Below are 20296 nucleotides of genomic sequence, written 5' to 3'. Positions count from 1 at the left end.
CAGCGTTTGTTAAGTAGATCCATATTTCATGCCACAAGAGCTATGAAATTTAAATTTCATATATAAAACAGGCAGAAACCACGCGTTGACCGAAAAATGGGGTAACACGACATGGGGCGTGAGAGACAAAAATGCACCTTGAAAGTGCATGTTGATGGGGTGATGAACTAGAAGAGTGCTTCAGTAAAAGCAGGCGCTCGTCGAAATGGCTCGATTAAAGCTCTTCAAAGCGGTCGTTGAGGGTTTCGATGCGGCTCAAACGCTGCCGCGAGGCGTCTCCGGCCAGCTCGATGGTGCGCATGATCAGCAGATGACAGAGGGTCATGACCGCAGTGTGATTGAACAGCGGCCCGGAAGCGTGCGTATGGCAGCGAAAATGCCAGGTAGCGGAAGGGTGGGGCTCCGTGCCTTCATCGGTGATATACACCAGCGAGGCCCCGCACTCCCTGGCGCTGCTCAGCAGCTGTTCGGTCGTCGCAACTCGGCGCCGCAACCCCAGCACGATGACGCTGTCTTCCGGGCCAATGTCGGCAAGGTGCTCGCCCAGGGTTTCGCCAGGGCCGGGAATGGCGGCGATGTCTCCGGTCACTTGCAACAGCTGCCAGCGCAGGTAGTCGGCTAGCGGGCGGCTAGCGCGATAGCCAACGACCCAGATTTTACGTGCCGCCAGCCATGCGTTGGCGACGGCGTCGATATCGGTCTGGGTGATGGCGGCAAAGGTTCTGTCCAGGTTGTCCTTGCTGAAGGTCAGCCCCTGGGCAAGCCAGGATTCGGATTGGCCGAGACGCTGAGCGGGGAGAAACAGGCGCGACCCCGTCGTCTGCTCTTCGCGGGCATGCCTGCGTGCGGCTTCGTAATTGTCATAACCCAAGCGCCTGACGAAACGCGATACCGTCGCCTTGGAAACTTTTGCAAAGCGTGCCAGCTCCTGGGCATTGTAGCTGGCCAACTCGCCGGGAAAGTCGCAGACGAATTCACCCAGCCGCCGCTCTGCCGGATGCAGGGAGGGCAGTGCATGGCGAACACGGGCAAGAAAGGAGCGTTCTTTCGAAGCGGGCGACATGACAGTATCCTGAAACCACGGTTTCTTGAATGATGCGGGTTATCAGGCATCAGGACAAGATGGCCGCGTCAGTGATCACTGCGACTGTTGCTCGGTGAAGCGCTTCATGATGGCCAGGGTCGTATCACTCACGTGGTGCTCCATGCCTTCGGCATCGATGCGCGCGGTGCTGTCTTCGACGCCCAGAGCGCGCAGGAAATGCAGCACGATGTCGTGCCGGGCGCGGGAGGTTTCGGCCACTTTCTGGCCTTCTTCGGTCAGAAACAGCGATCGGTAAGGCTGGCTGGTGACGAGCCCCAGCTCGTTGAGTCGCCGAATCATCTTCGACACGGTGGCCTGGCTGACGGCCATGCGATTGGCGATGTCTGCTGCTCGGGCCTCACCGCGGTGCCGCAACAGATCACCGATCAGCTCCACGTAATCTTCGATGAGCTCGGTTTCATGAGCGTTGCGCACGGTTTCATACTGCTGAGCGTGCTGCTCCACTGGCGGTAGGGCGTCACCGCTTTTCTCACATGAGGCAGGAGCGTGCCGCGGGTCGTGATCACTCATTGGCAATATTTATCAAGGTTAGTGGCATCGTTGATTGGTGATGGTAGCGCATTTGGACGGATAATTGTTAGCCAAGGCTAAACTATTTGCACTTGGCTTTTTCTTTGAGCTACAGTGATATCATATGTGAGTTTACACGGGAGCAGTTGGCGATGGCGAAATCTTACGGATGGATGTTGATGGGGGCTTCCCTGGCCTTCGGTGCGAGCACGTCCTCGGCGTATGCCAACGAGCTGTTGCATCCGCCCATCAACGTGGCCGTCACTTTTTCGGTGCTGGGCGATCTGGTGCAGCGGGTAGCGGGTGACGATGCTGAAGTGACCGTGCTGACGCCCATCAACGCTGAAGTGCATGAGTGGGAGCTGACGCCGGATAATTTTGCGGCCCTCGAGAAGGCCGATATCGTCTTCTACAACGGTTACCAGCTGGAGCAGTGGATGCGCCAGGTGGAAGCCACGGTATCGCAAGGCGTGCCCGTGCTGGCCGTGGCTGAGGACTCGGGCTATCCCACGCAGTCGATTGCGATAGGCGACATGGAAGGCGATATCGACCCGCATCTGTGGATGGACCCGCGTGCCGCCAGCGCCTACGTGCAGGCCATTGCCAACGCCCTGGAAGAGCGCTTGCCACAGCAGGCGGGAGAGATTCACCAGCGTGCCAGCGCGCTGGAAGACGAGCTGCACGCACTGTATGTCGAACTGCAAGAGACCCTTGAGGCAATTCCCGAAGAACGGCGTGTGCTGCTGTCCAGCGAGGCGGCGTTTCTCTACTTTGCCGATGCCTTTCACTTCAAGCACGATGGCATCTGGGGCACCAATGCCGAAACCGAAGGCTCTCCACGCCAGCTGATGCGCATCATCGATTTGATCAACGAGCGCCAGCCCGCCGCACTGTTCTGGGAAAGCACCATTTCTGACCGTCATGTGACCAGCATCGCCCGTGATACGGGGCTGCCGGTGGCAGGCCCACTTTACGTGGACTCACTCAGCGAGCCGGACGGTGTGGCGGGTGACTACTTTGCCATGCAGCGCCACAATGCCGAACTGCTGCGCCGTTATCTGGGTGTCGAGTAGGTCATCATGAACAGTGCTTCGTCACTACCTCCGGCGGCCATTGAGGTATCGGGGGTCTATGCCGCCTATCAGCGCCAGCCGGTGCTCGAAAACATTCAGCTGAGCTTGCCGGCGGGGCGTTGGACGGCTATCGTCGGGCCGAACGGGGCTGGCAAGTCGACGCTGTTTCATGTGCTGACCGGTAGCATGAAGCCGCTGCGTGGCCAGGTGATGGCGTTCGGAGAGCCCATTCAGCGGCGCCGCAAAGCTGGCGGTATCGCCTATATGGCGCAACGTGAAGCGATCGAGTGGGACTTTCCCATCTCGGTATGGGACACCGTAATGACGGCGCGCTACGGCCACATGCGCCATGACCCTCTATGGCGGCGTCTGCTGCCTGGGCGTTGGCAGGCTCCGAGCCACCGTGACGTCGTGCGCAAGGCGCTGCAGGACGTGAATATGCTGGACATGGCCGAGCGTCCCATTGGGGCGCTGTCGGGCGGCCAGAAAAAACGTGTGCTGTTGGCCAGGGCCCTGGCCCAGCAGGCCAGTATCCTGTTGTTGGACGAACCGCTGGCGGGCGTTGACCCGCCCAGCGAGCAGCTGATTCTCGATGTGCTCAAGCGGGAGCGAGAAGCGGGCAGGACCATTGTCATGGTGACCCATGACATGCCGGGAGCGCGCCGCTATGTGGACCATGTGGTGCTGATCAACCGCTTCATCCGCGGGGCGGGGTCCCCGGATGAAATGCTCAGCGACCGCAGGCTGGCCGAACTGGCGGTGAGCGCCCAGCCAGCGCCAGATTCCTTTACCTTGCAACAGACCAGTGCTCCTGCTTTGATGCCTCAATAACGGTCAATTTCAACATGTTAGATACACTGGATAGCATGGCCAGCGCGCTGATCGCTGGCCTGCTGGCGGCGCTGATGGTGCCCATCAATCTGTTACCCGACGCCATTTCCGATGCGTTTCAGTACGCCTTCATGCAGCGTGCGCTGCTGACCTCGATGCTGGTGGGCGCCATTTGCGGTCTGCTCTCCTGCTATGTGGTGCTCAAGCGCTGGTCGCTGCTGGGGGATGCGATTTCACATGCGGTGTTGCCTGGCGTGGCGATTGCCTACCTGCTGGGGCTGCCGTTTTTCATCGGGGCTTTCGTGACGGGGGCGCTGACGTCGTTGGGTATCGGTGCCATCGAGCGCCATACGCGCATCAAATCGGACGCGGCCATGGGTATCATGTTCACCGGCGCTTTTGCGCTGGGCATCGTGCTGATCAGCAAGATGGCCTCCAGCACGCACCTGATGCATATCCTGTTCGGCAACGTGCTGGGCGTACAGCAGTCGGCGCTGATGCTCACGCTGGCTGCCAGCGTCGTGGCGCTGCTGGTGATATGGCTCGCTTTCAGGCCGCTGATGCTCTATGCCTTCGACCCCACGCAGGCCCAGGCGCTGGGGTTCAATACCAGCGTCATTCATTACGGCCTGATTCTGCTGCTGACCCTGACCATCGTGGCAAGCCTGGAAACCGTAGGCATCATTCTGGTCGTTGCCATGCTGATCACCCCTGGCGCCACCGCCCACCTGCTGACCGACCGTTTCACAACGATGCTGTTGATTTCCACCAGTGTCGGTGTGGGCTCGGCGGTACTGGGGCTATGGCTCTCTTATGCCTTCGACGTGGCTTCGGGAGGCACCATCGTCCTGGTCGCCACCAGCTGCTTCTTCCTGGCGCTGCTGTTTTCTCCTCGGCATGGCGTGCTGATGCGGCGCTGGCGGCATCGCCAACTAGGACGTTAAGAGGATGCCCACCCGGTCACGATACAGGAGTAATCCACTATGCCAAGGACCTGGTGTTGTTGATTAGTGACCGGGGCTAGCGAAAGGCCAAATTGACCAAATAGCCGAGCACAGTTACGTATGCTCATTTCGGGGCGGACGCTGATGACCGGCTTGGTCATGATTTCGTACAGGCTGACGCGTTCTGTCGAGCGATTCGCCGCCAGTACCTTTTTGGCAATGTCCGTTGCGAGCACTATTCCATGCTCATCGGTTGCGTCACGTGGTTGTATGATCAAGACGTTAACGTTGTGTTTGCGCATCACGTCGATGCCTTCTGCAACCGTCAACAGGCCATCGACCAGCCTGTATTGTGAGTGCATGATCGTTTCTGCCGTTGGTATGGCACTTTGATGCTCTAACATGCTCACTCCCTGTCTGCTGGCTGACCAAGCACCTCGGTCAGTGATTTGATTTGATGCTGTACGCCCACGGCATCTTCAACGTCTATCTGAAACGCGATGCCAGTGCCTGGTGTCTCATCGAACTGACCTACCTCCGCGATGGACTCCAGAATGAGTCGGCTAATATGCTCTTCGGTCAGGAACAGGAGCACGTCCCGCTGAGCGGTGATTTCCATGCCAAAGATGCCGCGTGCTTTTTTGAGTCCTTCGCCCCTGGCATTATTGATGACGGTCGCTCCCGTTGCGCCCGCATCACGAGCCGCCTTGAGGACATCATCGGTCAAGTCGTCTTCAACCAGTGCTACGATGAGTTTAAAGCGCATTACGTTTTCCTTCGTTGGTTAACCTTACGCTGAGTCTGCGGTCTCTCCATTGAGCGATTTGGGCATAGCCCATCACCGTGATGATGGGAAACAGGCAGGCCAGCGCAATCATCCCAAAGCCATCCATGAGTGCGCTTCGCCCTGGAATAGAGGAAGCCAGGCCAAGCCCCAGAGCGGCGATAATAGGAACTGTTATCGTAGAAGTCGTCACGCCGCCGGAATCAAACGCGAGCGGAATAATGCTTTTTGGCGAGCGCAACGTTTGCAAGATCACCAACGTGTAGGCACCCAATACAAACCACTGTAGTGGCCAGCCCATGACAATACGCCAGGCCCCTAGCGTGATGCCGAAGGCCATGCCAAGTGCGACGGCGAGGCGCAATGTAAACGGTCGAATGGTGCCGCCGGATATTTCTCCAGCTTTGATAGACACTGCAATCAGCGAGGGTTCAGCGATGGTGGTGCTGGCGCCAATGGTAAAGGCAAAGATGTATACCCAGTAATAGTCGCTCCAGTGGCGCTGGGCGCCATCGGCGAGCCCGGGGAGAAAGTCAGCATTGGTCAGCTGGCCGGCCATGAGCTCTCCCATCGGAAACAGCGCTTGTTCCAGACCCACTAGAAAAAGTGATAATCCTACCCAAACCATGACAAAGCCCACGATGACTTGCGGCAGGCGTTTCACACGTTTGCGGATGACAAGATATTGAAAACCAAAAATAATCGCGGCGATAGGAAAGATATCGAGTAGCGTACTCCAGAGCGTAATAAGCAAATTCATGGATTGATCCCCTTGACCAAATCGAGTCCAAAAATGCCAAAGAGCAACACAAAAATAATCGGCATGACGGAGGCGAAGGCAATCAAGCCAAAACCATCCAGCATGGGGTTGCGGCCCTTGATACTCGAGGCGAGACCGACTCCCAGGGCCGTTACCAGCGGCACAGTAATCGTCGATGTTGTGACGCCCCCAGAGTCGTATGCAATACCGACGAGTTCGCTGGGTGCAAAAAGGGTCAGCAGCATGACCAGCGCGTAGCCGCCAATAATCATCAAATGCAGCGGCCAGCCCTTGAAGATGCGCAATACGCCAAGCATGACGGCGGTGCCTACCGAGCAGGCAACAACCATTCGTAGCGTGAAAGCAAACGAGGCTTGTGACTCACCGGTGTTGGCAATCAGGCCCCCTGCAGCAACCACCTCGCCTGCACGAGCAGCCACTGCAATCAATGCTGGTTCAGCCACGGTGGAGCCAAACCCCAGAGCAAATGCGAACAGCAGTAGCCAGGCGATCGAGCCCTTGGCGACAAAGGCTCGAGCGAGGTTTTCTCCTAAAGGAAAAAGGCCAAGCTCCAGCCCTTTGATGAATAGTGTCAGGCCTACCACTACAAACAACAAGCCTATGATCAAGTCCAGGAAAGCCAGGCTTGCGGGTAGCGGCTGACCGATCACGACCAGCTGAAAAAAGGCCATGACAGCCACGACGGGCAGCAAATCCCGGAGGCTGTCTTTAAATTGATGAAGCAGTGAAGTGACGATATTCATGAAGTCTGGGGAAGTCCGTAAACGTCAGGGCAATGACTTGATATTAATCAAATGATCATGAAGCAGGCCTGATATGGCGCAAGCTTTGGGTCGAAAATACCGTTCAACACAAACGACTGCCCATCAACAGCAGGCCCGCATCCAGCGAGTGCCACCCCCACCAGGCAAGGGCACTTCCCCCGGCGATGGCCAGCGCCCCCAGCAGCGCTAGCGAAAGAGTCTGTGGTGTCATGGTGTCACCTGCTTGGGAGTGGTGCGTGCCAGCGGTTTTTCGCTGATGAACCAGTGCAAGGCGGCGGCCACCACGGAGAGCACGATGGCGATTTGCCAGACGGTATCGTAATGACCGGTCATGTCATAAAGGTAGCCGCCTAGCCAGACGCCCATGAACGACCCCAACTGGTGGAACAGAAACACGATGCCGCCCAGCATGGAGAGGTGTTTGACGCCAAACACCGACGCCACGATGCCGTTGGTCAGTGGCACGGTCGAGAGCCACAGCAAGCCCATGGCGATACCAAACGCGTAGGCACTGTAGGCGCTGAGGGGTGCGACCAGAAACGCGGTGATGACCACGCCTCGGATCAGGTATAGCCAGCTGAGCAAGCGCGGCTTGGACCAGATTCCTCCCATCCAGCCTGCCGTATAGGTGCCCACGATGTTGAACAGCCCCACCAAGGCCAGAACGGTGGTACCCACTTGCACGGCAAGCCCGTTATCGAACAGGTAGCCCGGCAAGTGCACGGCAATGAACACCACCTGAAACCCGCACACGAAAAAGCCCAGGCAGAGCAGCCAGAAGCCTTTTTGCCCGGCGGCTTCGTTGAGCGCGTCGCGCAGGCTCAGGTCGCCCAGCGCATGGGGGCGTGGGCGATCCTTGAGCATGGCGCCCAGCGGAATCATCACGGCGGCAATCATGCCCATGGCCAGCAGGGCCGCCGACCAGCCCAGCCACTCGATCAGCCCCAGCGTGCCCGGCAGCATGGCGAACTGGCCAAACGAGCCCGCCGCACTGACGATTCCCATGGCCATGCTGCGCTTTTCGGCAGGCACCGCCCGCCCAACAGCGCCCAGGATCACCGAGAAGGTCGTGCCAGAGAGGCCGATCCCGATCAGCAGGCCAGCGCTCAGGGTCATGCCCAACGCGCTGGTGGAAAGACTCATGAAGCACAGCCCCAGCACGTAGAGCACGCCCCCGGCCACGATGATTCTGGCCGCGCCGAAGCGGTCTGCCAGCGCGCCGGTGAAAGGCTGTGCCAGGCCCCACATCAAATTCTGAATGGCCAGCGCCAGGGCAAAGACCCCGCGCCCCCAGCCAAGCTCACTGCTCATGGGTTCGAGGAACAACCCGAAACCGTGGCGCAGCCCCATCGCCGTAGAGATGATGAGGCTGGCCAGAAGGATCAGCAGCAGGGAGGAGTGTCGTGTAAGGGCCATGACGGGTCTCGTTGTTGTTCGCTGGTTAACACGTTAACCAACTATCGCATGGCTTACGCGGCTTTAGAAGCTTCCAAACAGCGTGCCCAGCGTAATCACGCTGATCAACGCAAAAATCGGCAGCACGATAGTGACCATGGCCACGTTGGCATAGGACTGGCGGTGCGTCAGCCCGCAAATGGCCAGTAGCGTGATCACCGCCCCCGAGTGGGGAAGCGTGTCCATGCCACCCGCGGCCAGGGTGGCGACACGGTGCATCAGTTCGGGATTGATGCCTGCCTGCTGCGCCATGGCCAGGTATTCATCACCCAGGGTTTGCAAGGCAATCGACAGGCCGCCCGATGAGGAGCCGGTAATGCCTGCCAGCACGCTCATGGCCAACGCTTCGGAAATCAGCGGGTTGCCGGAAACGTTGAGCACGGCATCACGGATGATCATGAAGCCTGCCAGGCTGGCAATCACTGCCCCATAGCCCACTTCGGAGGCGGTATTGAAAATCGGCAGCAGCGAGCCAAAGCAGCCCTGGTTGATGGTGTCTTTCAAATCTTTCCAATGGTTCCAGCGGGTAATGATCAGCCATGCCGAGGCGCTCAGCAGCGAGATCAGGATCGCCCACAGGCCAGTCTGGCGGCTGGGGGTGATGTTCTCGAAAGCATCGCTGATATAGCTCAGATCCATGGCGGGGAAAACGCCATAGGTAAACAGCGCGTTCAGGCCGATGACCATGATCAGAGGAATCAAAGCGACTGCCAAGGGGAGCGTGGAGGCGGGCGTGTCGTCCTGCCGGGGGGCGACTTCACGCTCGGTATGCGTGCCGTAGCCTTCGCCGTTGGCGGCTGCCTTGCGAACCCTGGACTGCAGATAGTAGGTGCCCAGGCCCAGCATGATAAGCCCGGCAATGATGCCCAATCCGGGAGCCGCAAAGCTGTTGGTGCCAAAGTAAGGAATGGGAATGGCATTCTGAATGGCTGGGGTGCCTGGCAGGGCCGTCATGGTAAAGGTAAAGGAGCCCAGCGCGATGGACGCAGGTATGAGCCGCTTAGGCACATTGGCCTGACGGAAGAGCTCACGGCTGATGGGATAGATGGCAAAGGCCACCACGAACAGTGACACGCCACCGTAGGTCAGTACGGCACAGGCCATGACCACGGTCAGCACCACGTGATGCGTGCCCAGCCGCTTGACGATACCGTTGGAAATGGACTGCGCGGCACCGGAGTCGGCCATCAGTTGGCCGAACAGGGCGCCCAGCAGGAACAGCGGAAAGAACTGAGTGACGTAGTTACCCAGCGCCCGCATGAAGGTGTCGGTGTAAATGGGCAGCAGCAGGCCGCCATCACCGGAAAGCAGGACTGCCAGCGACGCCATGAGCGGTGCCAACAGCAGCACTGAGATGCCTCTGTAAGCCAGTAACATCAGCAGTATCAGGGAAATGAGAATGGCGAAAATGTCCATGCAGGCTCCTAAGACATTGTTAAATTAGCAGTGCCGGTCATCAATGAAGGTCCCGATACTAGGAGGATTGTTGCATAGCAGCAAGAGCGCTGTGACTAAAGTCTTAGCCGCTGTGCCAGCGTACTCGGGGATCAGATAAGCCTGATGAAGGGCGCGCTATCTGCTAAAATCCGCCGCCTGGTTTTAAAGGCATGGTTTAAAAACCTGGTTTTAAGGGCCTGGTTTCAAGAACTTGGTTTTAAGAACCTGGTGAAGACTTCGTATCAAAGACGTTCCATTAGCTCTGGATATCTCCATGAATGCAGTCATTCTTGCAGTGCTCGTGATGGTGACGCTGTCACTTCTTCGTGTGTCGGTGGTGTTTGCCCTGGTGGTAGGGGCCCTGGTAGGAGGGCTGGCGGGTGGACTGTCGCTGGATGACACGCTCAGCGCTTTCAATGATGGTGTGGGAGGCGGTGCCCAGGTGGCGTTGGCCTACGCCACGCTGGGGGCCTTTGCGGTCGCTATTTCTCGCTCCGGCCTGCCGGATTTGCTGGCCACGCGGTTGATCAAGCTGTTGGGTAAGGAGGCCACGGCAGCGCATCAGGCGCGGGTGAAAATGCTGCTGCTGGGCGCCGTGTTGCTGGTGGCGATTTCTTCTCAAAACGCCATCCCGGTGCATATTGCGTTCATTCCCGTCCTGATTCCGCCGCTGCTGGTGGTCATGAACCGCTTGCAGCTGGACCGCCGCGCGGTTGCCTGTGCGCTCACTTTTGGTCTGACGGCACCCTATATGCTTCTGCCAGTGGGCTTTGGGGCCATCTTCCTGAACGACATACTGCTGGCCAACCTGAATAGCGCAGGGGCGGCGGCGGGGCTCGACATCACTCGGGGCATGGTGCCCATGGCCATGGCGATCCCCGTGGGCGGAATGGCCATCGGGCTGGTCGTCGCCCTGCTGTTCAGCTATCGCGGTCAGCGCCACTACGCCGCCAAGCCGCTGGCCGCACCTGCGGGTGAGCAGGCGCATACGCCCGCCGAGCCTCATATGCTGGGGTTGGTCATGTCGGGGGTCGCCATCGTGGCTGCGCTGGGCCTGCAGCTGTATACCGGTTCCATGATCGTGGGCGGCCTGGTGGGCATTGGCCTGCTGTCATTGGGGGGGATTTTCAAATGGCGTGAGGCCGATGATCTGTTCACCAGCGGCATGCGCATGATGGCACTCATCGGTTTCATCATGATTTCAGCGGCAGGCTTTGCCGAAGTGATGAAAGCCACGGGGGATATCGAGGCTCTGGTGGCGGGCGCCTTCGAGCTGTTTGGTGACAATCGCGGCCTGGCTGCGCTGGTCATGCTGCTGGTGGGGCTGTTCATCACGCTGGGCATTGGTTCATCGTTTTCTACCATTCCGATCATTGCCGCCATTTTCGTCCCATTGGCGATTCAGTTCGGGTTTTCGCCCATGGCCACCGTGGCCTTGGTGGGCACCGCGGCGGCATTGGGCGATGCTGGCTCACCGGCATCGGACTCCACTTTGGGGCCCACTGCCGGCCTGAACGTGGACGGCCAGCATGACCATATGTGGGATAGCGTCGTGCCGACCTTCCTGCACTATAACCTTCCGCTGATTGCGTTTGGTTGGCTGGCGGCCATGTCGCTTTGATCTGCGCATCATCCGAAAAAGGCCGCCAAATGGCGGGCGGCCTTTTTTGTCTGGCGGTTGGCGTGCGCTGCTTACTGTTTGGGCAGGTGTGCCTCGAAGGCGCTCAGTAGCCCGCGGAGTAGCGATAATTCCTTGCGGCTTGGCTGGGCACGTGAGAACAGTGCCTGCAACTGCTCTTCGGTGCGTGCGTGAGGCTGGGTCAAAAAACCGCTCTCGTGCATGAGCCGACCCAGGTGTTCCTGGAAGTAGCCAAACTGTTCGCGACTGGGCGGCGCCGCTTCCAGGGGCCGTTGATAGACGAAATCACTGTCGTCGCGCCGTCGCCAGGCGCGATGCACTTCATAGGCAAGAATCTGCACGGCTTGCGAGAGATTCAAAATGCCGTAATCCGGATTGGCCGGTATGCTGACCTGGTGGGTGCAGCAGCGGATCTCGTCATTGGTCAGGCCGGAACGCTCGCGGCCAAACACCAGCGCCACGGGGGCTTGATGGGCATTGGCAATGACCTGATGTGCCATGTCATCCGGTTCGTCGAAGTGGGGGAGCGGCATGCTGCGTAATCGGGCACTGGCCCCGACCACTTGAACGCAGTCCTGCAGGGCGTCTTCCAGGGTGCTGACGCAGCGCGCGTTGTCCAGCACATCGGTAGCGCCCGCCGCCAGTCGAGTGGCCTCTTCGTCAGGAAAAGCACGTGGGTTGACCAGCACCAGCTGGGTCAGGCCCATGGTTTTCATGGCGCGGGCGGTGGCGCCAATATTGCCGGGATGAAAGGTGTGTACCAGCACGATACGAATATTGGAAAGCACGGGACGTCGAACCTGAAAGCTGCCAAGAAGAAAGGGGATGGTAACACGCAAAGAACCCCGCCGAAGCGGGGTTCTGAAGGACGTTTTACGTCAGAGCGAGGTGGTGGGGCTCACATCATGCCGCCCATGCCACCCATTCCGCCCATGCCACCCATGTCCGGGGCAGCTTCTTTCTCTTCCGGGTCGTCGGCGATCATGCACTCGGTGGTGATCATCAGGCCCGCAACGGAACCGGCAGACTGCAGCGCAGTACGGGTCACTTTCGCAGGGTCGAGTACACCCATTTCGAACAGGTCGCCGTATTCGCCGGTCTGTGCGTTGTAGCCGAAGTTGCCTTCGCCATCTTTCACACGGTTGATGACCACCGCAGACTCTTCACCGGCGTTGGTGACGATCTGACGCAGCGGCGCCTGCATGGCACGCAGGGCCATGTTGATGCCGTGGTTCTGGTCTTCGTTGTCACCGGTCAGGCCTTGTACCTTGGCCATGACGCGTACCAGCGCCGTGCCGCCACCAGGTACCACGCCTTCTTCGACGGCTGCGCGAGTAGAGTGCAGCGCGTCTTCGACACGTGCTTTCTTCTCTTTCATTTCGACTTCGGTAGCTGCGCCTACGCGGATAACGGCAACGCCGCCTGCCAGCTTGGCAACGCGCTCTTGCAGCTTCTCTTTGTCGTAGTCGGAGGAGGTGTCTTCGATTTGCGCGCGGATCTGATTGACGCGTGCTTCGATATCACCTTCTGCACCAGCACCGTCGATGATGGTGGTGTTCTCTTTGGTCATGGTGATGCGCTTGGCAGTACCCAGGTGATCCAGGTTTGCCTGCTCGAGGGTCAGACCGACTTCCTCGGAGATGACCGTGCCGTTGGTCAGGATAGCGATATCCTGCAGCATGGCCTTGCGACGATCACCAAAGCCGGGTGCCTTGGCAGCCGCTACCTTGACGATGCCGCGCATGTTGTTGACCACCAGCGTGGCAAGCGCTTCGCCTTCGATGTCTTCGGCGATGATGGCCAGCGGCTTGCCTTGCTTGGCAACACCTTCCAGCACCGGCAGCAGCTCGCGGATGTTGGAGATTTTCTTGTCGACCAGCAGGATGTAGGGGTCTTCCAGCTCGACCGCCATGGTGTCCTGATTGGTGACGAAGTAGGGAGAGAGGTAGCCACGGTCGAACTGCATGCCTTCGACGACTTCCAGCTCGTCTTCGAAGCCGCGACCTTCGTCAACGGTGATGACGCCTTCTTTACCTACTTTCTCCATCGCTTCGGCAATGATCTCGCCAATGCGCTTGTCGCCGTTGGCAGAGATGGTGCCTACCTGAGCGATGGATTTGGTGTCGGTGCAGGGCACGGACATGGCCTGAATTTCCTTGACGGCAGCGGTGACCGCCTGGTCGATGCCGCGCTTCAGGTCCATCGGGTTCATGCCAGCCGTCACGCCTTTCAGGCCTTCTGCAACGATGGCTTGGGCCAGCACGGTAGCGGTAGTGGTACCGTCACCTGCGGCATCAGACGTCTTGGAAGCGACTTCCTTGACCATCTGAGCGCCCATGTTCTCGAACTTGTCTTTCAGTTCGATCTCTTTGGCGACGGAAACACCGTCTTTGGTGACGGTCGGGGCGCCGAAGGACTTGTCCAGCACCACGTTGCGGCCTTTCGGGCCTAGCGTGACCTTGACGGCGTTTGCCAGGATATCTACACCACGCGCCATGCGTTTACGAGCGTCATCAGAGAACTTAACTTGCTTAGCAGCCATGTTCGTTACTTCCTAAATTGAAATTGAAATTGAACGATGAACGTAAATGGGTAGCCGAGGCGTCTTAGCCTTCAACGACCGCCAGGATATCGGCTTCACTCATGATCAAAACTTCTTCGCCGTCGATTTTTTGCTTCTCGACGCCGTAGCCGTCCTTGAAAATCACCGTGTCACCCACTTTGACATCCAGCGGGCGAACGTCGCCGCTTTCAAGAATGCGACCATTACCAACTGCCAGGATTTCGCCACGCGTGGGCTTTTCCTGTGCATTGCCCGGAAGCACGATGCCGCCAGCGGTTTTCTGCTCTTCTTCCACGCGACGGATCACAACGCGATCGTGCAAAGGACGGATATTCATGCTCACGTTCTCCTGAGTAGTGTCAAAGCCCCTTGGGGCCATTAGCTTGAAGGAATTTCCGTGGGCAGCGCCCGCGGAAAGCGAAGGCCTGTTGCCTTCATGTCAATGGTAACGCCATCAGGCATTACCGAAGTTGTGTGCTGACTCAAAAGTGGGGGCTGGTCACTGCCTTTCAAGGGGGGCGCTATAAAAAAATTGCGGATTATCAGTGCGCCTAACCCGCTTCTGTTCACTGCCTGCGAGAAGACTCATCCTTGCTGATGAAGTCTCCTTCCAGCGGCCCCTCCGAGGAGGACGAACCAGGCTCGTGCTGATGGGGTGGCTCACGCTCTGGGGCCGGGCCTTGACGGGTGGCCAGCGAGGCCTTGACGCCTAGCCAGGCCATCAGCTTCAACAGCAGCTGCCGCGCGCTGGGCAGCAGGCACGCAATGCCCAGTGCATCCGAGAGAAAGCCGGGCGCCAACAGCAGGGCGCCACCGAAAATCAGGGCCGCACCTGTGAGCACTTCCTGGGAGGGGATTTCTCCCATCTGCATACGCTGGCGAGCACGCGCCAGGGTGGAGACTCCTTCCTTGCGAATCAAGTGCAGCCCGATAAACCCTGTGCCTAGCACCAGTACCAGCGTCGCCAGAAGCTCGATCCGGCTTCCCACGGTAAAAAGAAGCACAAAGTCCAGTAGCGTGAATAGGGAAATAAAGAGAAGAATGGGCATGAGCGACTCCAGTACAGACGTAATGAGTCAATATGGTGTCAGAATTATAAAAAACAATCTGCATTGCCTGCAGTGAGCGCAAGCGTTGGCCGAGTCGATTTTTTGCTGACGGCTATCTATGCTGCAATGCACAACCCCTGGTTTCGAAAAGGAGAGACGCATGCAGTTGAATGAGCAAGTGGTGGCGATTACCGGAGGCGCCCGCGGGTTGGGGTTTGCCATGGCAAAACATCTGGGCGCACAAGGGGCGCGTCTTGCCCTTCTCGACATGAGCGGTGAAGCGTTGGACGAGGCCGTCTCGAGCTTGTCGGCGGCCGGTATCGAAGCGCAGGCGTTCGTGACCAATGTGGCAGATGAAGCCTCGGTGCAGCAGTCTTTTGCAGACATTGCCAAGCGCATGGGCGCGGTAAGTGGCTGTGTCAACAACGCCGGTATTACCGATGACAGCCTGCTGGTGAAAGCCAAAGAGGGGGTAGTGGAAAAGCGCATGTCGCTGTCTTCCTGGCAGCGAGTGCTGGATGTCAACCTGACAGGCGTTTTCTTGTGTGGCCGAGAAGCGGTCACCCAGATGATCGAGGCCGGTCAGCCGGGTGTTATCGTCAATATTTCGAGCATTTCACGTGCGGGCAACATGGGGCAGAGCAACTATGCGGCTGCCAAGGCAGGCGTACACGCGCTGACGGTGACCTGGGGCAAGGAGCTGGCCCGCTATGGCATTCGTACTGGTACCGTAGCACCGGGTTTCATCGAGACCGATATGACGGCCTCCATGCGACCCGACATGCTGGAACGCATTGCCAGCAGCGTGCCGTTGAAGCAGCTGGGGCAGCCCGAACATATCGCGCGCAGCGTCGCGTTCATTTTCGAAAATGACTACTTCACGGCCCGGATCATCGAGTGCGATGGGGGGTTGAGGCTTTAGAGCGAGGCGCTCGGGGTGGTGGCGGGTGTGGCCATCGCCCCTGAGCCTGCAAAACGCTAGAAGTGGAAATAGTTGCGATGTATTTCACGCTGAAAATACATCTCGAGGCGCAGTGTCATGGCCCACCGAGGCTCGTAACTGTCTTCTCGCTGGAAATGCAGCTCCGGTATGACGTCGCCAAACAGAATGCCTTTGTGAATGTCTCGACGGTAACGCGTCTGTAGATAGTAATTGGTTATATGCGGATTGGAGGCACTTTCGCCGATTGCCAGGGCTGAGTAACGTAGTGCGCTGCGCCGATTAAGTCGCTGATTCAACTGGGCTACTTCACTGAATTCCAGCGTATCTTCCTCTTCCCGCCACTGCAGCGTGCTGATGAAACGCAGGTGGAGATCGTCTGCCAGGGGGCGGCCAATGTCCCAGGAGGTACGTGCTGAGTAGCCTTCATTATTGAACCAGGAAACGCGGTTGTAGGACTCAAGCTGCCAAGGCCCGTCGCCTATATCCCACAGCCGTTCACTGGTGAATCGGACGTAGGGATCCAGTGGCATGCGCAGCCTTATACCTGCACCCACCCGGTTGCTCCAGTTTTCGCGTTTGTCACGCCGTTCCAGCCAATCAAACCCAAAGGTGGAGGTGCTGCGATCACGCTGGTCGTTATACAGACGGCCTGATCCCTGGTCTGCCAGAGTGCCTTGAGACTCTTCAGGATCACTCTCGATGATCAGTCGCAAGCGATCTTCCGTGGTCGGCAGGTCAATCCGGTAGCGCAGGCTGATGTCGCCACTGGTGCCGTCACCCTCCATCCAGTCCAGCTCTTGCCCCAGTCGTAAGTAAGAGTCGTTGTGCGCCGTAGCCGAGTCGTCGCCACCAAAAAAGGCATCGATGTTGCGAGAGGTGTTATCTACCCAGTCTCCAACGCGGGCACGAAAGGGTTCGACCCGCTCTTCGGCCCACTCGGGCAAATCGCTGTCCGTTTCATCAGCAAGCAGACAAGTGGGCGTAAGTATCACGCTCAAGCACATGGTGGCAACGGTGAATTTCATCATTGGCTTCCCTGTTCATTATCGATTGAGTGCCTCATTGCGCTTTGTGCAGCTCAATCTCTTTTGCCCACTCTACAACGCGTTGACGGTCACGGCGACTGTTCATGCGCTGCGTATCCAGGTGAACCGGCACCAGTTGGCGTGTTGGCTCTGCCTGGAGCGAGAGGTGGAAGCGTCGGGCAGCCCCTACCGGCATGTCCTCCGAGCCATAAATGGCGATGACGCGTATCTCCAGCATCAGCGTCTGCTCCTGCAGTAATGCGTCATCCAGCTTCCAGTAGCGCGCCAGTTGCTGGACGATCGAGCCAAACGTTTGAATATGCAGGTAGTCGCCAGAGGGCAAGGGGCCTTGATGGGTGCGATAGCAGGCTTCGTTTTCCTCGCCACTTTGCTGCTGATACTCGACGATATCCAAAGGGTAGGCGCCTTCAGGGGTATGAAGCACCGCCACGAGATGCTGGATATAAATTGCTTCGCTGCTCATGTTGCTGATCAGGCAAAGCGCGTCGGTGCCTACTCCCTTGCCACGATTGACGATGATGCGGGGTCGTCGTTGACGAACGTAACCGTTGTAGAGCAGCTGCGCGTAGAAAAGCCAGACGAACAGAGTGCACACGCTGGCCACGGCAGAAATAGCTTGAGCGTGATCATTGAGCCATTGCATAGGTTGAGATCCTTCTCAATTGCCATCATGAGTCAACTGCAAAGATAGCGGAAGATGAACTGCATGCCAGCAGCAATCAATAATAGAGGGCTAGAAACAAAAAAATTCGGTTAGCATGGCGCTACCGAATTCTTGATCTTGCGCTAGTGGTAAAGAGTACCACACGACAAGTTGTGATTGGTGCGGATGGGGAGACTTGAATTGTCTTTATTAATCAATATGTTGCGGCGATAAATTTGGTTAGGCATACAGGTAGGCATACAGAAAAACCGGCGCTGCCATGAAATGACAATTTGTAGCCCAGGCCTCACGCCTGGGCTCTCTTGTGCGCCCGGCACGGGCGCACTCCTGGAGGTGCAAGTCCTCCCGTAAGCTGGCCACAGCGAACGAAGCGAAGCGCAACTGCGGAAGGGTGACCAACCGTGGGAAGGAAGCGTGGAGCGTAAACCGCGAGCCGATGAACAAGAACCGGATAGGAGGCGCTGCCGAGCAGGGCGAGCGGGCAAGAAGCCGCGAAGCTCTTGTGGCCAAGGCGACGTAGCGTATATCCGGCGGTTGTGCGGTGAAGGAGTGTGTCCTTACCCGGGGAGATCTCGCCTTATGCCTGAAAGGGCAACGTGACCCCACGGAGCGAGAAGTCAGCAGAGGCCGTAGTAGCTCCTCGTCTTTTTTTTTGGAGCAAAGGGCTGAACGAGAAGGAGCGTCAAACGTCTTGTCGATGAGATCAGTAATGCATCAGATGCCCGCGACTGCGGGGCGGGAGAAGGCATGCCAAGGTGAAGCCTTGTCGTCCTGCTCCAGCGATGAAACTGGCCTCCCGCGACAAGTGTCGGAGGACGCAGGGCAAGGTCTGCTTGAGCGGGCCTTCGCAAGAGAGAACATGCTACGTGCATGGAAGCGCGTGCGTGCCAACAAGGGAGCAGCAGGCATCGATGGTCTGGACATTGCTCAGACCGCCGAGCACCTAAGGTGGGCCTGGCCCGATATTCGACAGCAGCTTCTTGCAAGTCGATATTATCCTCAGCCTGTCCGCCGAGTGGCTATTCCGAAGCCAGATGGAAGCGAACGAGAACTGGGGATACCCACCGTGACTGACCGTCTTATCCAACAGGCACTGCTGCAAGTTCTACAACCGCTGATCGATCCTACTTTTAGCGAGCACAGCTACGGCTTCCGTCCGGGCCGCCGTGCCCATGATGCCGTACAAGCTGCTCAGCGCTTCGCCCAACAGGGTTACCACACGAGTTATAGTCAAATCTGGTGGATGGCGGTCAGGCGACAGTCCTGTCTGACTGATCGGTTACCTGCTCTCCATCCTGAAACCGGACGTTGTTCACGACCAGTTCCAGCTTGCTGAACCCCTTGATGCGCTTCCAGCGCTTCTCGGCGCTCTGGAGCAGCTTGAAGACCATCGCCAGGGTCGTCGCTCGGGAGCCGCAGTTCCGGCTCCGCTTGCTCCGCAGGCGCACCGTGGCGAAGGTCGACTCGATCGGGTTAGTGGTGCGGATATGCACCCAGTGCTCTGCCGGGTAGTCGTAGAACGCCAGCAGCTCGTCCCGATCCTTGGCCAGGCAGGCCATCGCCTTGGGGTACTTGGCCTCGAAGCGTTTCAGCGTGCGATCGAAGGCCTTGTACGCATCAAAGCGGGTCTCGGCCATCCAGATGTCATGGAGGTCGGCCTTGACCTTGGGCTGTACCGACTTCGGCAGCTTGTTCAGCACGTTAGCGGTCTTGTGGACCCAGCAGCGCTGATGGTCGGTCTCTGGGTAGATCTTGCTCAAGGCCGCCCAGAACCCCATGGCACCGTCGCCCACCGCCAGCGTGGGAGCCTGGGTCAGACCACGCTCTCGCAGACCTGTCAGCAGGGTCTCCCAGCTGTCCGCCGACTCGCGGAAGCCGTCCTCGACGGCCACCAGCTCCTTGCGGCCCTGCTCGGTGACCCCGATGATCACCAGCAGGCACAGGCGGTCATCCATGCGCACGTTGCTGTACACCCCGTCGGCCCACCAGTAGACGTAGCGACGGTCGGCCAGGTCTCGCTTTCGCCACTCGGCATGCTCGTCCTCCCACTGCTTCTTAAGCCGTGACACGGTGTTGGCCGACAGGCCCTTGGCCTGGTCGCCCAACAGCGCCGCCAGGGCTTCCTGGTAGTCGCCGGTGGAGATTCCCTTCAGGTAGAGCCAGGGGATCAGCTCCTCGATGCTGCGGGCCCGCTTCAGGTAGGAGGGCAGCAGGCTGCTATTAAAGCGAGCGCCTCCACCGCTGCGGTCTCGCACCTTGGGCACCTGCACGCTGACATCCCCGATGCCAGTCTGGACCGTACGCTCGGGCAGGTACCCGTTGCGGACCACGGCCTGGCGGCCATCGTCGAGCCGATGATCGGCATACTGCGCCAAGAAGGTAGCCAGTTCGGCCTCGAAAGCCTTGGCAATCAAGTCACGGGCGCCTTGGCGCAGCAGCTCGTGCAGCGGGTCAGCGACCTGGGGTTCTGGTTGTGAAAGAGCCCGGAGGGTAGAATCGGTCATGGCGTATCCACTCTGTTGGTTGAGATCTTGGTCGTGATCAATCAACAGGATACGCCACCCTTCCTATCTCCTCCCATACACCAGACTTGAGCTTAACTCGCAGAGGCGGAGTTGGCCTCTACCCTTGATCAGGGGCGGGGAGATAATCGGCGCATCGCCGAGATGGAGCTTGAGAATGCTGCGGCTCGCCATGAAGCTCTGTTG

21 protein-coding genes are annotated in these 20296 nt (G+C 58.5%); 5 read left to right on the top strand and 16 right to left on the bottom strand.

All coding sequences use genetic code 11. The annotated features are described in order from the left end of the window. Window positions 1-214: 214 nt before the first annotated feature. Complete coding sequence (locus IE091_RS14720; protein ID WP_189463987.1) at window positions 215-1063, bottom strand: MurR/RpiR family transcriptional regulator; 849 nt, start codon at window positions 1061-1063, stop codon at window positions 215-217. Window positions 1064-1138: 75 nt separating this feature from the next. Next, complete coding sequence (gene mntR, locus IE091_RS14715) at window positions 1139-1615, bottom strand: manganese-binding transcriptional regulator MntR (RefSeq protein WP_026001669.1); 477 nt, start codon at window positions 1613-1615, stop codon at window positions 1139-1141. A gap of 152 nt (window positions 1616-1767) precedes the next feature. On the opposite strand from mntR, the gene IE091_RS14710 reads away from it, so the two are divergent. From IE091_RS14710 to IE091_RS14700, 3 genes are read left to right on the top strand one after another with little or no spacing between them, the layout of a single operon-like run. Then, window positions 1768-2688: a metal ABC transporter substrate-binding protein gene (locus tag IE091_RS14710; RefSeq protein WP_100730582.1), complete on the top strand. Its 921-nt coding sequence runs from the start codon at window positions 1768-1770 to the stop codon at window positions 2686-2688. 6 nt (window positions 2689-2694) lie between these two features. Then, entirely contained in the window at window positions 2695-3519 is an 825-nt protein-coding gene (locus IE091_RS14705; protein WP_189463986.1) for a metal ABC transporter ATP-binding protein, read from the top strand. A gap of 14 nt (window positions 3520-3533) precedes the next feature. After that, window positions 3534-4463, top strand: a complete 930-nt coding sequence (locus IE091_RS14700; RefSeq protein ID WP_308428140.1) for a metal ABC transporter permease — start codon at window positions 3534-3536, stop codon at window positions 4461-4463. Here IE091_RS14700 and IE091_RS14695 read toward each other — a convergent pair. The 7 genes from IE091_RS14695 to IE091_RS14670 all read right to left on the bottom strand — a co-directional run bounded on the left by IE091_RS14695 (window position 4460) and on the right by IE091_RS14670 (window position 9663). Further along, complete coding sequence (locus IE091_RS14695) at window positions 4460-4867, bottom strand: CBS domain-containing protein (RefSeq protein ID WP_016913693.1); 408 nt, start codon at window positions 4865-4867, stop codon at window positions 4460-4462. The genes IE091_RS14700 and IE091_RS14695 overlap by 4 nt on opposite strands. Window positions 4868-4869: 2 nt before the next feature. Beyond that, window positions 4870-5229: a P-II family nitrogen regulator gene (locus tag IE091_RS14690; protein ID WP_016913694.1), complete on the bottom strand. Its 360-nt coding sequence runs from the start codon at window positions 5227-5229 to the stop codon at window positions 4870-4872. Next, a complete protein-coding gene (gene umpB / locus IE091_RS14685; protein WP_081193337.1) occupies window positions 5219-6007 on the bottom strand; it encodes a Na,Li,K/H(+) antiporter subunit UmpB in 789 nt (262 codons plus the stop codon). Before umpB ends, IE091_RS14690 begins: the two co-directional genes overlap by 11 nt. After that, on the bottom strand, window positions 6004-6771 hold the full coding sequence (locus IE091_RS14680) for a DUF1538 domain-containing protein (protein WP_016913696.1): 768 nt from the start codon (window positions 6769-6771) through the stop codon (window positions 6004-6006). Before IE091_RS14680 ends, umpB begins: the two co-directional genes overlap by 4 nt. 103 nt (window positions 6772-6874) lie before the next feature. Then, window positions 6875-7003, bottom strand: coding sequence for a hypothetical protein (locus IE091_RS18585; protein ID WP_254893766.1), 129 nt, complete (start codon window positions 7001-7003; stop codon window positions 6875-6877). After that, on the bottom strand, window positions 7000-8208 hold the full coding sequence (locus tag IE091_RS14675) for an MFS transporter (RefSeq protein ID WP_081193335.1): 1209 nt from the start codon (window positions 8206-8208) through the stop codon (window positions 7000-7002). Before IE091_RS14675 ends, IE091_RS18585 begins: the two co-directional genes overlap by 4 nt. Window positions 8209-8271: 63 nt before the next feature. After that, complete coding sequence (locus IE091_RS14670) at window positions 8272-9663, bottom strand: GntP family permease (RefSeq protein ID WP_189463985.1); 1392 nt, start codon at window positions 9661-9663, stop codon at window positions 8272-8274. A 295-nt stretch (window positions 9664-9958) separates the two neighbouring features. Between IE091_RS14670 and IE091_RS14665 the strand changes: the two genes are divergently transcribed. Beyond that, a complete protein-coding gene (locus IE091_RS14665; protein ID WP_016913700.1) occupies window positions 9959-11305 on the top strand; it encodes a Na+/H+ antiporter family protein in 1347 nt (448 codons plus the stop codon). Between the two features lie 71 nt (window positions 11306-11376). Here the strand turns inward: IE091_RS14665 and IE091_RS14660 are convergent, their stop codons facing one another. The 4 genes from IE091_RS14660 to IE091_RS14645 form a co-directional block, all read right to left on the bottom strand. Then, on the bottom strand, window positions 11377-12111 hold the full coding sequence (locus IE091_RS14660) for an RNA methyltransferase (protein WP_189463984.1): 735 nt from the start codon (window positions 12109-12111) through the stop codon (window positions 11377-11379). Window positions 12112-12221: 110 nt separating this feature from the next. Continuing rightward, window positions 12222-13865 carry a chaperonin GroEL gene (gene groL, locus IE091_RS14655; RefSeq protein ID WP_016913702.1) on the bottom strand — a complete coding sequence of 548 codons (1644 nt, stop codon included), beginning with the start codon at window positions 13863-13865 and terminating at the stop codon, window positions 12222-12224. Between the two features lie 64 nt (window positions 13866-13929). Beyond that, entirely contained in the window at window positions 13930-14223 is a 294-nt protein-coding gene (locus IE091_RS14650; protein WP_016913703.1) for a co-chaperone GroES, read from the bottom strand. A gap of 229 nt (window positions 14224-14452) precedes the next feature. Then, window positions 14453-14935, bottom strand: coding sequence for an FxsA family protein (locus IE091_RS14645; RefSeq protein ID WP_189463983.1), 483 nt, complete (start codon window positions 14933-14935; stop codon window positions 14453-14455). A gap of 160 nt (window positions 14936-15095) precedes the next feature. On the opposite strand from IE091_RS14645, the gene IE091_RS14640 reads away from it, so the two are divergent. After that, window positions 15096-15857, top strand: a complete 762-nt coding sequence (locus IE091_RS14640; RefSeq protein WP_081193327.1) for an SDR family oxidoreductase — start codon at window positions 15096-15098, stop codon at window positions 15855-15857. A 56-nt stretch (window positions 15858-15913) separates the two neighbouring features. On the opposite strand, the gene IE091_RS14635 is transcribed toward IE091_RS14640, so the two are convergent. From IE091_RS14635 to IE091_RS14620, 3 genes are all read right to left on the bottom strand, one after another. Next, window positions 15914-16903 (bottom strand): hypothetical protein, encoded by a 990-nt coding sequence (locus tag IE091_RS14635; protein WP_189463982.1) that lies wholly within the window; start codon window positions 16901-16903, stop codon window positions 15914-15916. Between the two features lie 34 nt (window positions 16904-16937). Then, complete coding sequence (locus tag IE091_RS14630) at window positions 16938-17567, bottom strand: hypothetical protein (RefSeq protein ID WP_189463981.1); 630 nt, start codon at window positions 17565-17567, stop codon at window positions 16938-16940. A 1271-nt stretch (window positions 17568-18838) separates the two neighbouring features. After that, a complete protein-coding gene (locus tag IE091_RS14620; RefSeq protein WP_189463980.1) occupies window positions 18839-20092 on the bottom strand; it encodes an IS256 family transposase in 1254 nt (417 codons plus the stop codon). Window positions 20093-20296: the final 204 nt, after the last annotated feature.

The sequence above is a fragment of the Vreelandella hamiltonii genome, assembly GCF_014651775.1.
In the GTDB taxonomy this organism is placed as follows: domain Bacteria; phylum Pseudomonadota; class Gammaproteobacteria; order Pseudomonadales; family Halomonadaceae; genus Vreelandella; species Vreelandella hamiltonii.
This window is presented reverse-complemented; position numbering and strand designations above follow the sequence as displayed.